Below are 14022 nucleotides of genomic sequence, written 5' to 3'. Positions count from 1 at the left end.
CTACCGGCGCACCGGCTGCGAAGCCGGCTGCGCCGCCGTCTGCTGCGACCACAACGGTTTGAGCCGCGCGAGCTCCTCGTTGAACCGCGCGTCGATTCGCTTCTTTTCCTCGTTGGCGTCCGCCAGCTGGCGGCGCTGCACCGCGAGCTGCCGCGCGATCTCCTCGAGCTGCCGCGCGATGCGGGCGCGGGAAGCGGGGTCCGAAGCGGCGCTGCTGGAAGTGAGCTTCTGCCGCTCGGTCTCGAGGTCCGCCTCGCGCTTGCGGCCCGCGGCGATCATGTCGTCGACGGTGCGATGCGCGGCGCTGCGCTCGCGCTGGTGCGAATCGGCGTCGGGGTAGCGGGTGAGCAGGGCGCGGCCGCGGCGCTTTTCCTCGTCCTCGCGCTGGCGGGCTTCGGCGGCGCGACGCTCTCTTTCCTCTTCGGCGGCCCGCTCTTCGGCGGTCATCTGGGGCTTGATCGTGCGGCGCACGGTACCGGAGGAATTGAGTTCCTGCTGCTGGCGGTCCATGCATTCGGGGATGGGACGGTCAGCCGTGAGGCGCCGGCCCTTGGCGTCCGTGCACGTGTAGATCTGCGCGTGGACCGGCGCCGCGATTGCAGCGAGCAGGCAGCCGACGAAGGCGAAACACAACCTGGCACCGGCCACCGGACAACTCCTCAATCGACGCCGTAACGCTCCCTGTACGCAAGGACCTTGTTGTAGTGGGCGGCCATCTCGCCGCCACTCTGGCTCTGCAGATACTGGAGCAAGTCCGCCAGCCGCGCAATCGCGCAAACCTTGAGGCCGAGCCGGTCGCGGACGTATTGGACGGCGCTGTGGTCCACGTCCGTACCGTTTTCGGTCGCCTTCTCCTGCCGGTCCAAGGCGATCGCCACCGCGTGCGGCGTGGCGCCGGCCGCCTCGATGATGGCGATGGACTCGCGAGCCGCCGTGCCGGCGGACATCACGTCGTCCACGATCAATACTTTCCCCTTCACCGGGGCGCCCACCAGGTTGCCGCCTTCGCCGTGGTCCTTGGCTTCCTTGCGGTTGAAGGCGTACGGCACCACCCGGCCCAGGCGGGCCAGCTCGATCACGACGGCGGCGGCCAGCGGGATGCCTTTGTAGGCCGGCCCGAAGACCATGTCGAACTCGATGCCCGAATCGAGGATGCGGCGTGCATAGAATTGCGCCAGCCGGCCCAGCTTGGCGCCGTCGTCGAACAGGCCTGCGTTGAAGAAATAGGGCGAGAGCCGCCCCGCCTTGGTCTTGAATTCGCCGAAGCGCAGCACGCCGGCCTCGACCGCGAACCGCACGAAATCCTGCGCCAGGGCATCCTGCCCGCCATCCGTCACCATGGGAAAGTCCTTGTTCAAGCTGACCAGCCTCAACCTCAACGGCATCCGCTCGGCCACGAGCAAGGGAGTGGAGGCGTGGCTGAAGAAAACCCGACCGGATTGTATTTGCGTGCAGGAGGTCAAGGCGCAGGCGCCGGACGTCGAGGGCCGCTTCGAGAAGCTGGCGGGGCTGACCGGGCACTTCCACTTCGCGCAGAAGAAGGGTTACTCCGGTGTCGCGGCTTTCACGAAGCACGAGCCGAGCGACGTCATCGTCGGGTTCGGCTCCGAGGAGTTCGACGCCGAGGGCCGCTACGTGGAACTGCGCTACGACACGCCCACGCGCAAGCTGTCCCTCATCAGCTGCTATTTCCCGAGCGGGTCTTCGGGCGAGGAGCGGCAGCTGGCCAAGTTCCGCTTCCTCGACCAGATCGACCCGCACCTGGCGGCACTGCGCCAGACGCGCGAGTTCATCCTGTGCGGCGACGTCAACATCGCGCATACGCAGAACGACCTGAAGAACTGGCGCGGCAACCGGAAGAACAGCGGCTTCCTGCCCGAGGAGCGCGCGTGGATGACGAAGATCACTTCCGAGACGGGGCTCGTGGACGTCTACCGGCTGCTCAAGCCCGAGACCACCGAGGAGTGCTACACGTGGTGGAGCAACCGCGGCGAGGCCTACGCGAAGAACGTGGGCTGGCGGCTGGACTACCACCTTGCCACGCCGGGCATCGCGCAGCTTGCGCGCAAGGAGACGATCTATCGCAAGGAGCGCTTCTCGGACCACGCGCCGGTGACGGTGGAGTACGAGCTGGCGCTGTGAGCGCCGTCAGAGCATCTCGTCCGGCGCGAACGGCCCGATCAGGTTGACGAGCAGCTTCTGCTTGACGCTCGCTTCGGGCTCGCCGTGCGAGTCCTTGAAGGGGGCGCCCGGCGGGGCGCGCCAGACGTAGCCCAGCGCGCCCTTCTCCAGGCGGTAGGCATCGGTCGCAATCGTGGCCTCCACTTGCCGGATCGCCTGCTGCGCGATGGCCGGGCCGCGGATCAGGAGCGCGACCTCGCTGTTCTTCAGCTGCGACCGCAGGTCGAGGTTCATCGAGCCGATGATCGACAGGTAGCCGTCGATGATCACCGCCTTCGAATGCAGGCTGGCGCGCGATGTGCCGCTCTTGGAGCCGCCCGGCCCGCTGCCGGCAATGCTGCGCGTTGCGGAGCCGGTGCCGGAGCCCAGCCCCGCGGCTGTTTCGGGCGCCGCGCGCATCTCGTGGATTTCCAATCCCAGCCCGAGCAGGCGGTCACGGTAGCGGGCATACCCCGCATGCGCGGCTGGCGCATCGTTGGAAGCGAGCGAATTGGTGAGCACCCGGATGCGCACGTTGCGCTTGCGCAGCTGCTCGAAGACGGCAAGCATGCGCGTGCCCGGCACGAAGTAAGGCGAGACGATCAGGACGTCGCGGCGGGCCTGCGACATGAGGGTCAGCAGGCCGTCGACGACGGTTTCGCCGGCATTGACCTCGTCGTCGCCGGGCCCGATCTTGCCCGGCTGGTCCGCCAGCAGGATGGCGGGTGCCCACGCGAGCTCCACGCGCGCGAGGTCCATCGCCGGCCGGTCGGTCTGCGCCGCTTCCGCGGGCGTGACGCCGGGCAGCACCGTGCTGCCCGTCGCGGCGACCGGCTGCAGGGGCGACTCGGGCTTGCGCAGCCGGTCGAGGTCTTCCTTCGACAGCAGCGACTCGACCGGGTAGGCCAGCTCGTCGTTCCAGTAGCGGTCGAAGCTCGTGGACATGTCGCGCACGATGCGCCCCGCGGCCAGCACGTCGAGGTCGACGAAGTTCTGCTTGTCGCCGCCGCCGAAATAGCGGTCCCCGAGGTTGCGGCCCCCGGCGATCCCCCACGCGTTGTCGGCGATGAACAGCTTGTTGTGCATGCGCTTCTGCACGCGTTCCACGTCGTGCAGCGAGCCCACCAGCCGCGTGAGCATGCTGCCCCGCGAGCCGGGCAGCGGGTTGAACAGGCGCAGCTCGATGTTGGGCTCGAAGGCCATGCGCAGCACCTGCGCGTCCTCGCCCACGGAATTGAAGTCGTCCAGCAGGATGCGCACCCGCACGCCGCGCTGCGCCGCCTTGCGGATGCGTTGCAGCAGCACCTCCGTGCTCGCGTCGGCATGGATCGCGTAGTACTGCAGGTCCAGCGTGCGCTGCGCGCGCTCGACGAGTGCGAGCCGCGACGTGAGCGCGATGTCCACCGAATCGAGCAGGTGGAAACCGGAGTCGCTGCGCGCATTGCCGCGGCGCGCGATCGCCAGCTGGCCCAGCGCTGTCTGCTCCGGTGCCTCGAACGCGCGGGAGGCGGGGCGCGACGCGTTCGCGGGAAGGCTGGCGCAGCCCGTCGCCCACGACAGGCAGAACGCGAGGAAGATCCAGCGGAAGGCGGCGCTATACATGTGCTGCCAATGTAGCCGTGCCCCTGCAAGCGCGGGGGGCGTGCAGGTCAGCCGTAGCCGCGACCCGCTGCCGGACTCAGGCTACACCGCGCCGAGCTGCTCCCAGCGCTCCAGCGCGGCCATCAGTTCGTCTTCGATGGCGGCGCTGCGCTCGGCGAGTTGCGCGGCACGCGGAGGGTCGTCGCGGTAGACGGCGCCATCGGAGAGTTCCTCCTGGATCTGGCGCTGCTCCTGCTCGAGCGACTCGATGAGCGCGGGGAGGGCTTCGAGCTCGCGCTGCTCCTTGTAGCTGAGCTTGCGTTTCGCCGCGGGGGCGGCGGCGTCGGGCTTGCGTTCCGGCTTCGGCGCTGCCGTTGGCGGCGCCGCGGCGGCGAGCGCGGCCTGTGTGCGCCGCGATTGCGTGAGCCAGTCGGTCACGCCGCCCTGGTATTCGCGCCAGACGCCGTCGCCCTCGAAGGCAATGGTGCTCGTGACCACGTTGTCGAGGAAGCTGCGGTCGTGGCTGACGAGGAACACGGTGCCGTCGTAGTCCTGCAGCAGTTCCTCCAGCAGCTCCAGCGTGTCGATGTCGAGGTCGTTCGTGGGTTCGTCGAGCACGAGCACGTTGGCGGGCCGCGCGAACAGGCGGGCGAGCAGCAGGCGGTTGCGCTCGCCGCCGGAGAGCGAACGCACCGGGGACGCGGAGCGCGCGGGGGAGAACAGGAAGTCGCCGAGGTAGCTCTTGACGTGCTTGCGCTGGTTGCCGATGGTGATCCACTCGCTGCCCGGGCTGATGAAGTCCTCGAGCGTGGCGTTGGGATCGAGTGCCTCGCGCATCTGGTCGAAGTACGCGACGCTCAGGTTCGTGCCGCGCCGCACGCGGCCGCGGTTGGGTTCGAGCTCGCCCAGGATCAGCTTGAGCAGCGTGGTCTTGCCGGCGCCGTTGGGGCCGATCAGGCCGACCTTGTCGCCTCGCAGGATCGTGGCGGTGAGATCGCGCACAACGGTCTTGTCGCCGAACGATTTGGACACCGCGGCGAGCTCGGCAACGATCTTCCCGCTGGGCTGGCCGGAATCGAGGTCGAGCTGCACGCGCCCGAGCGCCTCCCGACGCGCGACACGCTTCTGCCGCAACTGCTGCAGGCGCACGATGCGGCCCTGCGCGCGCGTGCGCCGCGCCTCGACGCCCTTGCGCACCCACACCTCTTCCTGCGCGAGCAGCTTGTCCGCTTTCGCGTTCACGACGGCTTCCTGCGCGAGCTGCTGCTCCTTGAGCTCCTGGTACTTCGTGAAGTTGCCGGGGTAGGAGCGCAGCTGGCCGCGGTCGAGCTCGACGATGCGCGTCGCGACGTTGTCGAGGAAGGCGCGGTCGTGGGTGATGACGACGACGCTGCCGGGGAAGTCGATCAGCAGCTGTTCGAGCCACTCGATGGAATCGAGGTCGAGGTGGTTGGTGGGCTCGTCGAGCAGCAGCACATCGGGCCGCCGCACGAGCGCCTGCGCGAGCGCGACGCGCTTGCGGTTGCCGCCGGAGAGCGAACCGATCACGGCGTTCGGGTCGAGGTGGAGGCGATGGAGGGTCTCCTCCACGCGCTGCTGCCAGTGCCAGCCGTCACGCGCTTCGATGCGGCCCTGCAGATCGTCAAGGTCGCCCTGGCCGTGCGAGTACCGGTCGATCAGCTCGATGAGGTCGGCGACGCCTTCGCGCGTGGCGTCGAACACGGTCGCTGCGGGGTCGAGCAGCGGCTCCTGCGCGACGTATGCAGCACGCAGGCCTTGTTGCACGTGCAGAACGCCGTCGTCCGGCTTCTCGAGGCCGCCCAGGATCTTGAGCAGCGAGGACTTGCCGGCGCCGTTGCGGCCGATCAGGCCGACGCGCTCCGCGCTTTCGAGCGCGAAATCCGCGTGGTCCAGCAGGGGGACATGGCCGAACGCGAGCTGCGCGCCGGCAAGGGTGATGAGCGCCATGGGAGCGGCGATTATCGGCGGCGCGCGCTGGATGCGCGGCTCTATTCCATCGCGGACGTGCTGGCTATAGTGGCCGCTCGCACGTCGAGGAAGGACTCATGGAGCTACAGATCAACGGCCGGGCGGTGCAAGCCGACGCCGAGCCGGACATGCCTTTGTTGTGGGTGCTGCGGGACGTGCTGAACATGACCGGCACCAAATTCGGCTGCGGCGTGGCGGCCTGCGGTGCGTGCACGGTGCGCATCGACGGGCAGGCCGTGAGGTCGTGCGTGACGCCGGTGTCGTCGGTCGCCGGCAAGAGGATCCAGACCATCGAAGGCCTGGGTAGCCGCGAGAAGGCTCACCCGCTGCAGGCGGCGTGGATCGCGGAGCAGGTGCCGCAATGCGGCTACTGCCAGAGCGGCATGCTGATGGCGGCCGCCGCGCTGCTGGAGAAGAAACCGAAACCCACGGATGCCGACATCGACGAGGCGATCACGAACATCTGCCGCTGCGGCACCTACCAGCGCGTGAAGGCAGCGATCAAGCGCGCGGCGGGGGTGAAGGCATGAAGTGCGTGCCTCGCGTGGAGGCTGGCTGATGCGGCGGCGCACGTTGTTCCTGGGCGGGGCCGCAGCCGCGGGCGCGCTCATCGTCGGCTGGGGGCTCATGCCGGCGCGCTCGCGCCTGGGGTCGGGCGCGCTGATGTTGCCCGGCGAGCGCGATGTGGCGCTCAACGGGTGGATCAAGATCGCGCCGGACGGCGGCGTGGTGCTCGCGATGCCGCGCAGCGAAATGGGGCAGGGGGTGCACACCGCGCTGCCGATGCTGGCGGCGGAGGAGCTGGACGTTGCGCTTACGTCCGTGCGTATCGAGCAGGCAGGTGGGGACGCGATCTACGGAAACGTCGCGATGCTGCTGGGGGGCTTGCCCTTCCATCCGCTGGACGAGGAGCGCGAGGACGGCTTCGGCCGCGTCAAGGCGACGCGCTGGGTGGTCGGCAAGCTCGCGCGCGAACTCGGAATCAACGCCACGGGAGGGTCCTCGAGCGTGGCGGACGCGTGGGATGTCGTGCGTGTGGCCGCGGCTACGGCTCGCGCGTCCCTGTTGGGGGCCGCGTCGCTGCAGTGGAAGCTGCCGGTGGCGGAGCTCGCCGTCAAGGACGGCGTCGTCACGCATACGTCAGGCAAGAGTGCGTCGTATGGCGAGTTGGCGCGCTACGCCGCGGCCACGCCGCCGGGCTCGGTGGCACTGAAGCCCCGGTCGGAGTGGAAGGTGATCGGACAGCCGGCGCCGCGGCTCGACATCCCCGCCAAGCTGGATGGGCGTGCGGTGTATGGCATCGATGTGCGCGTGCCGGGGATGAAGTTCGCCGCGATCCGGCTTTGCCCGATGCTGGGTGGCTCGCCCGGGCGCGTGGATGCTGCCGCGGCGCTGGCGATGCCGGGCGTGGAGCGCATCGTGATGTTGCCGGCGTACTCGGGGTCGACGGCGGGCTTCGCCATCGTCGCGAAAACGTCATGGCACGCCAGGCAGGCTGCACAGGCCGTCCAGGTCGAGTGGCAGCCCCGGCCGGCGGGCGCTCTGGATTCGCGGCGAGTCGGTGAAGAACTGGAGCGGCAGGTCCGCACGGGCAGCGGCTTCACCTTCTACGAGAAAGGCAGTGCCGATGCGGCCGAGCGTGATGCCGCGCGGGTGGTGGAGGCCTGGTATCGCGCGCCTTTCCTGGCGCACGCGACGCTGGAGCCCATGAATGCGACGGCGCGCTTTCGCGATGGGCGCCTCGACCTGTGGATGCCGACGCAGGTGCCTCAGCTGTGCCGGGCCGCAGCTGCCCGCGTGGCCGGGGTTGCCGTGGAGAAAGTGGAGATACAGGTCACGCTGCTCGGTGGCGGGTTCGGGCGCCGGCTGGAGACGGACTGCGCCGCGCAGGCAGCCCGCATCGCGCTGGATTGCGGCGGTGAGGCGGTCCAGTTGCTCTGGCCACGCGAAGAAGACACGATGCACGACTTCTACCGGCCGATGGGTGTGGCGCAGCTTCGCGCCGCGATCGACAGGAGCGGGAAGGTCGCGAGCCTGCGCATCAGGTCGGCGGGCGATGCGATCCAGCCGCGCTGGATGGAGCGAAACATTCCTGCGCTGGCGGGGCCGGTCGATGTGCCCGACAAGACCACGGCCGAGGGCCTTTTCGACGCGCCTTACGGCTTCGCGCACCAGCACATGGAGCACGTCGCAACGCGCACGGGCGTGCCGATCGGCTTCTGGCGCTCCGTGGGGCACTCGCACAATGCGTTCTTCGCCGAAAGCTTCATGGACGAGCTGGCGGCTGAGCTACGCGTGGACCCCGTCGACTTCCGCAGGGGCTTGCTCAAGGACGCCCCGCGCCACCTGGCCGTGCTCGAGCTTGCTGCGCAGAAGAGCGGCTGGGGCAGCAAGCTGCCTGCAGGACGGGCGCACGGCGTGGCGCTGCATGAATCCTTCGGCTCCGTTGTGGCGCAAGTGGCCGAGGTCTCGCTGGAGGCAGGGCAGCCTCGAGTGCACAGGGTGGTCTGTGCAGTGGACTGCGGCACGGTGGTGAATCCCACCATCGTGGCCCAGCAGATGGAAAGCGCCGTGGTTTTCGGCCTCACGGCTGCCATCCACGGCCGCATCGACATTCACGATGGCGTCGTACAGCAAGGGAACTTTCCGTCCTACCCGATGCTCCGACTGGCTTCGGCGCCGAAAGTGGAGACGTGGCTCGTGCAGAGCAACAGACCCCCGGCCGGCGTCGGAGAGCCCGGTGTGCCACCGATCGCTCCCGCAGTCGCGAACGCGTTGTTCGCGCTCACGGGCAGGCGACATCGCACATTGCCTCTCGCGGCTTGAAGCACGAGCCAGAGAAAATTTTCAGCTGAGTTTGCGAAGCCGAAAAATCTCGTGCTATAGTCGCGGGCTCCGCTGATGGCAGCGATGCGAAACGCGAAAGCGCAACGCACCGCAAGAACAGCAGAGGGGTTGAAAAAATTTTCGCCTTGAGTTGATCGGGACAGAAAAACCGGTATAGAATTCAAGGCTCTGCTGAAAACGCAGCGAAGCACAAAAGAGCAACGCAGCAAATCGGTAGAAACCCTAGAAGTTGACAGGACTTCTAAAAACGGTAGATAATTCAAGGCTTCGCTGATCGCAGCGAAGGCAGGCAGAAGAAAGAAGCGCAACGCTGAATTCGCTGCCAGGTTCGTTAAAAACATACAGCCGATAAGCGTGGGCGTTTGATGGCGATTGCCAAGTTCTTCGGAACAAATCAAACGCTCATGAATAGACAAGAAGATCAGAAATGATCGTCTTTGTCGATTCCAAAGAGCAAAAATCAAGATCGAACTGAAGAGTTTGATCCTGGCTCAGATTGAACGCTGGCGGAATGCTTTACACATGCAAGTCGAACGGCAGCACGGGGGCAACCCTGGTGGCGAGTGGCGAACGGGTGAGTAATACATCGGAACGTGCCCAGTCGTGGGGGATAACGTAGCGAAAGCTACGCTAATACCGCATACGAACTCTGGTTGAAAGCGGGGGATCGCAAGACCTCGCGCGATTGGAGCGGCCGATGGCAGATTAGGTAGTTGGTGGGGTAAAGGCCTACCAAGCCGACGATCTGTAGCTGGTCTGAGAGGACGACCAGCCACACTGGGACTGAGACACGGCCCAGACTCCTACGGGAGGCAGCAGTGGGGAATTTTGGACAATGGGCGCAAGCCTGATCCAGCCATTCCGCGTGCAGGATGAAGGCCCTCGGGTTGTAAACTGCTTTTGTACGGAACGAAACGGTCCTGGTTAATACCCGGGGCTAATGACGGTACCGTAAGAATAAGCACCGGCTAACTACGTGCCAGCAGCCGCGGTAATACGTAGGGTGCGAGCGTTAATCGGAATTACTGGGCGTAAAGCGTGCGCAGGCGGTGATGTAAGACAGGTGTGAAATCCCCGGGCTTAACCTGGGAACTGCATTTGTGACTGCATCGCTGGAGTGCGGCAGAGGGGGATGGAATTCCGCGTGTAGCAGTGAAATGCGTAGATATGCGGAGGAACACCGATGGCGAAGGCAATCCCCTGGGCCTGCACTGACGCTCATGCACGAAAGCGTGGGGAGCAAACAGGATTAGATACCCTGGTAGTCCACGCCCTAAACGATGTCAACTGGTTGTTGGTCCTTCACTGGATCAGTAACGAAGCTAACGCGTGAAGTTGACCGCCTGGGGAGTACGGCCGCAAGGTTGAAACTCAAAGGAATTGACGGGGACCCGCACAAGCGGTGGATGATGTGGTTTAATTCGATGCAACGCGAAAAACCTTACCTACCCTTGACATGTCCAGAATCTCGCAGAGATGTGAGAGTGCCCGAAAGGGAGCTGGAACACAGGTGCTGCATGGCTGTCGTCAGCTCGTGTCGTGAGATGTTGGGTTAAGTCCCGCAACGAGCGCAACCCTTGCCATTAGTTGCTACGAAAGGGCACTCTAATGGGACTGCCGGTGACAAACCGGAGGAAGGTGGGGATGACGTCAAGTCCTCATGGCCCTTATGGGTAGGGCTACACACGTCATACAATGGCTGGTACAGAGGGTTGCCAACCCGCGAGGGGGAGCTAATCCCATAAAACCAGTCGTAGTCCGGATCGCAGTCTGCAACTCGACTGCGTGAAGTCGGAATCGCTAGTAATCGCGGATCAGCATGTCGCGGTGAATACGTTCCCGGGTCTTGTACACACCGCCCGTCACACCATGGGAGCGGGTTCTGCCAGAAGTAGTTAGCCTAACCGCAAGGAGGGCGATTACCACGGCAGGGTTCGTGACTGGGGTGAAGTCGTAACAAGGTAGCCGTATCGGAAGGTGCGGCTGGATCACCTCCTTTCTGGAAAACAGCAGTCAAATTCAAACGCTCACACTTATCGGTTGTTGGAAGATGTCGCCAGCGACGTTTGCTCGTTTCAAGCGACCGGCCTGGGTCTGTAGCTCAGTTGGTTAGAGCACCGTCTTGATAAGGCGGGGGTCGTTGGTTCGACTCCAACCAGACCCACCATCTTTCCCAAACGGGGGATTAGCTCAGCTGGGAGAGCACCTGCTTTGCAAGCAGGGGGTCGTCGGTTCGATCCCGTCATCCTCCACCAAACAATCCAATCAACACCAAAGCAGCCTGGTTGCTACCAGGCTTCTTTGTTGTTGACGCCGCATCTGCGGCTTCAATCGGCTGTTCTTTAACAATTCATAGAGTCGAATCAGCGTTGTTGACGGAAACCGCTTCATGGCGGACCGTGCCGTCAACAACATTTTTTGATTGCGTCAACCAAAGATTCAATTTTGCGAAAGCAACATTGAAACGGCATAACGCGCGAGGTGAAAGACCTCGCAAGTGCTTGATTGACTTCGAATCCTCGTGAGAGGGGTCAAAGTTATAGGGTCAAGTGACTAAGAGCATGTGGTGGATGCCTTGGCGATTACAGGCGACGAAGGACGTGATAGCCTGCGATAAGCTTCGGGGAGCTGGCAAATAAGCTTTGATCCGGAGATTTCCGAATGGGGAAACCCACCCAGCAATGGGTATCTTCAGCTGAATACATAGGCTGTCGAGGCGAACCGGGTGAACTGAAACATCTCAGTAGCTCGAGGAAAAGACATCAACCGAGATTCCGAAAGTAGTGGCGAGCGAAATCGGATGAGCCTGCTAGTGATAGCGCAGAACTTAGCGGAACGATCTGGAAAGGTCGGCTACAGAGGGTGATAGCCCCGTACGCGAAAAGATCTGTGTGGTACTGAGCTAGCGAAAAGTAGGGCGGGACACGTGAAATCCTGTCTGAAGATGGGGGGACCATCCTCCAAGGCTAAATACTCGTAATCGACCGATAGTGAACTAGTACCGTGAGGGAAAGGCGAAAAGAACCCCGGGAGGGGAGTGAAATAGATCCTGAAACCGCATGCTTACAAAAAGTCGGAGCCCGCAAGGGTGACGGCGTACCTTTTGTATAATGGGTCAGCGACTTACATTCAGTGGCAAGGTTAACCGAATAGGGTAGCCGCAGGGAAACCGAGTCCGAACAGGGCGTCCAGTCGCTGGGTGTAGACCCGAAACCAGATGATCTATCCATGGCCAGGATGAAGGTGCCGTAACAGGTACTGGAGGTCCGAACCAACTAGTGTTGCAAAACTAGTGGATGAGCTGTGGATAGGGGTGAAAGGCTAAACAAATCTGGAAATAGCTGGTTCTCTCCGAAAACTATTTAGGTAGTGCCTCGCGTATTACCTTCGGGGGTAGAGCACTGTTTTGGCTAGGGGGTCATGGCGACTTACCAAACCAAGGCAAACTCCGAATACCGAAGAGTACAGCGCGGGAGACAGAGCACCGGGTGCTAACGTCCGGACTCAAGAGGGAAACAACCCAGACCGCCAGCTAAGGTCCCTAAAATTGGCTAAGTGGGAAACGAAGTGGGAAGGCTAAAACAGTCAGGATGTTGGCTTAGAAGCAGCCATCATTTAAAGAAAGCGTAATAGCTCACTGATCGAGTCGTCCTGCGCGGAAGATGTAACGGGGCTAAGCCAGTTACCGAAGCTGCGGATTTGCACGCAAGTGCAAGTGGTAGGAGAGCGTTCTGTAAGCCTGTGAAGGTGGCTCGTAAGGGCTGCTGGAGGTATCAGAAGTGCGAATGCTGACATGAGTAGCGTTAAAGCGGGTGAAAAGCCCGCTCGCCGTAAGCGCAAGGTTTTCTACGCAACGTTCATCGGCGTAGAGTGAGTCGGCCCCTAAGGCGAGGCAGAGATGCGTAGCTGATGGGAAACAGGTCAATATTCCTGTACCGATGTGTAGTGCGATGTGGGGACGGAGAAGGTTAACTCGGCCGGGTGTTGGATGTCCCGGTTCAAGCCTGTAGTCGTGCCTGGTAGGTAAATCCGCCGGGCTTAGATGAGGGGTGATAACGAGGCGGCTTGCCGCTGAAGTGAGTGATACCCTGCTTCCAGGAAAAGCCACTAAGCTCCAGCTACACACGACCGTACCGCAAACCGACACTGGTGCGCGAGATGAGTATTCTCAGGCGCTTGAGAGAACTCGGGAGAAGGAACTCGGCAAATTGACACCGTAACTTCGGAAGAAGGTGTGCCCTTAGTAGGTGAAGTCCCTCGCGGACGGAGCCCAATGGGGTTGCAAAGAATCGGTGGCTGCGACTGTTTAATAAAAACACAGCACTCTGCAAACACGAAAGTGGACGTATAGGGTGTGACGCCTGCCCGGTGCTGGAAGATTAAGTGATGGGGTGCAAGCTCTTGATCGAAGTCCCAGTAAACGGCGGCCGTAACTATAACGGTCCTAAGGTAGCGAAATTCCTTGTCGGGTAAGTTCCGACCTGCACGAATGGCGTAACGATGGCCACACTGTCTCCTCCCGAGACTCAGCGAAGTTGAAATGTTTGTGATGATGCAATCTCCCCGCGGAAAGACGGAAAGACCCCATGAACCTTTACTGTAGCTTTGTATTGGACTTTGAACGGATCTGTGTAGGATAGGTGGGAGGCTTTGAAGCCCGGTCGCTAGATCGGGTGGAGCCGACGTTGAAATACCACCCTGGTGCGTTTGAGGTTCTAACCTAGGCCCGTTATCCGGGTCGGGGACAGTGCATGGTAGGCAGTTTGACTGGGGCGGTCTCCTCCCAAAGCGTAACGGAGGAGTTCGAAGGTACGCTAGTTACGGTCGGACATCGTGACGATAGTGCAATGGCATAAGCGTGCTTAACTGCGAGACTGACAAGTCGAGCAGATGCGAAAGCAGGACATAGTGATCCGGTGGTTCTGTATGGAAGGGCCATCGCTCAACGGATAAAAGGTACTCTGGGGATAACAGGCTGATACCGCCCAAGAGTTCATATCGACGGCGGTGTTTGGCACCTCGATGTCGGCTCATCTCATCCTGGGGCTGTAGCCGGTCCCAAGGGTATGGCTGTTCGCCATTTAAAGAGGTACGTGAGCTGGGTTTAAAACGTCGTGAGACAGTTTGGTCCCTATCTTCCGTGGGCGCTGCAGATTTGAGGAAGCCTGCTCCTAGTACGAGAGGACCGGAGTGGACACACCTCTGGTGTACCTGTTGTCACGCCAGTGGCATTGCAGGGTAGCTAAGTGTGGAAGAGATAACCGCTGAAAGCATCTAAGCGGGAAACTCGTTTCAAGATGAGATCTGCCGGGGCCCCGAGCCCCCTGAAGAGTCGTTCTAGACCAGGACGTTGATAGGCTGGGTGTGGAAGCGCAGCAATGCGTTAAGCTAACCAGTACTAATTGCTCGTGCGGCTTGACCCTATAACTTTGATCGAACGATCAG

At 62.8% G+C, this 14022-nt stretch carries 7 protein-coding genes, 2 tRNA genes and 2 rRNA genes; 7 read left to right on the top strand and 4 right to left on the bottom strand.

Features of this window, described 5'->3' with window-relative positions; genetic code table 11:
- Positions 1-648 carry a DUF4124 domain-containing protein gene (locus tag H8R02_RS02980; RefSeq protein ID WP_354004859.1) on the bottom strand — a complete coding sequence of 216 codons (648 nt, stop codon included), beginning with the start codon at positions 646-648 and terminating at the stop codon, positions 1-3.
- A gap of 11 nt (positions 649-659) precedes the next feature.
- Complete coding sequence (pyrE, locus tag H8R02_RS02975) at positions 660-1340, bottom strand: orotate phosphoribosyltransferase (RefSeq protein ID WP_187079848.1); 681 nt, start codon at positions 1338-1340, stop codon at positions 660-662.
- On the opposite strand from pyrE, the gene H8R02_RS02970 reads away from it, so the two are divergent.
- On the top strand, positions 1339-2142 hold the full coding sequence (locus tag H8R02_RS02970) for an exodeoxyribonuclease III (RefSeq protein WP_187079847.1): 804 nt from the start codon (positions 1339-1341) through the stop codon (positions 2140-2142). The two genes, pyrE and H8R02_RS02970, sit on opposite strands and share 2 nt — an antisense overlap.
- A gap of 6 nt (positions 2143-2148) precedes the next feature.
- Here H8R02_RS02970 and H8R02_RS02965 read toward each other — a convergent pair whose 3' ends face one another.
- Both H8R02_RS02965 and H8R02_RS02960 read right to left on the bottom strand, forming a co-directional pair.
- Entirely contained in the window at positions 2149-3762 is a 1614-nt protein-coding gene (locus H8R02_RS02965; RefSeq protein WP_187079846.1) for a phospholipase D-like domain-containing protein, read from the bottom strand.
- A gap of 81 nt (positions 3763-3843) precedes the next feature.
- Positions 3844-5709: an ATP-binding cassette domain-containing protein gene (locus H8R02_RS02960; RefSeq protein ID WP_187079845.1), complete on the bottom strand. Its 1866-nt coding sequence runs from the start codon at positions 5707-5709 to the stop codon at positions 3844-3846.
- Positions 5710-5807: 98 nt separating this feature from the next.
- On the opposite strand from H8R02_RS02960, the gene H8R02_RS02955 reads away from it, so the two are divergent.
- The 6 genes from H8R02_RS02955 to H8R02_RS02930 all read left to right on the top strand — a co-directional run bounded on the left by H8R02_RS02955 (position 5808) and on the right by H8R02_RS02930 (position 14000).
- Positions 5808-6260: a (2Fe-2S)-binding protein gene (locus H8R02_RS02955; RefSeq protein ID WP_187079844.1), complete on the top strand. Its 453-nt coding sequence runs from the start codon at positions 5808-5810 to the stop codon at positions 6258-6260.
- A gap of 28 nt (positions 6261-6288) precedes the next feature.
- The gene (locus tag H8R02_RS02950; protein ID WP_187079843.1) at positions 6289-8556 is read left to right on the top strand and encodes a xanthine dehydrogenase family protein molybdopterin-binding subunit; all 2268 of its coding nucleotides are present in this window, start codon (positions 6289-6291) and stop codon (positions 8554-8556) included.
- A gap of 489 nt (positions 8557-9045) precedes the next feature.
- Positions 9046-10576 (top strand): 16S ribosomal RNA (locus H8R02_RS02945).
- Between the two features lie 91 nt (positions 10577-10667).
- Positions 10668-10744: transfer RNA gene (locus tag H8R02_RS02940), tRNA-Ile, on the top strand.
- 12 nt (positions 10745-10756) lie between these two features.
- Positions 10757-10832: transfer RNA gene (locus H8R02_RS02935), tRNA-Ala, on the top strand.
- A gap of 288 nt (positions 10833-11120) precedes the next feature.
- Positions 11121-14000, top strand: a 23S ribosomal RNA gene (locus H8R02_RS02930).
- The 16S and 23S rRNA genes sit together here with 2 tRNA genes alongside, the layout of an rRNA operon.
- The last annotated feature ends 22 nt before the right edge of the window (positions 14001-14022 follow it).

Origin of the sequence: Ramlibacter albus, from assembly GCF_014297445.1 — a bacterium.
GTDB classification, from domain to species: Bacteria; Pseudomonadota; Gammaproteobacteria; order Burkholderiales; family Burkholderiaceae_C; genus Ramlibacter; species Ramlibacter albus.
Note: the sequence above shows the minus strand (reverse complement) of the source record. Positions and strands in the feature narration are given on the sequence as shown.

What these genes read in the sequence shown, in the direction of transcription:
- H8R02_RS02955 (WP_187079844.1), top strand. Translation starts at nt 5,808, where the DNA reads ATGGAGCTACAGATCAACGGCCGGGCGGTGCAAGCCGACGCCGAGCCG.
- H8R02_RS02960 (WP_187079845.1), bottom strand. Translation starts at nt 5,709, where the DNA reads ATGGCGCTCATCACCCTTGCCGGCGCGCAGCTCGCGTTCGGCCATGTC.
- H8R02_RS02965 (WP_187079846.1), bottom strand. Translation starts at nt 3,762, where the DNA reads ATGTATAGCGCCGCCTTCCGCTGGATCTTCCTCGCGTTCTGCCTGTCG.
- H8R02_RS02970 (WP_187079847.1), top strand. Translation starts at nt 1,339, where the DNA reads ATGGGAAAGTCCTTGTTCAAGCTGACCAGCCTCAACCTCAACGGCATC.
- pyrE (WP_187079848.1), bottom strand. Translation starts at nt 1,340, where the DNA reads ATGGTGACGGATGGCGGGCAGGATGCCCTGGCGCAGGATTTCGTGCGG.
- H8R02_RS02950 (WP_187079843.1), top strand. Translation starts at nt 6,289, where the DNA reads ATGCGGCGGCGCACGTTGTTCCTGGGCGGGGCCGCAGCCGCGGGCGCG.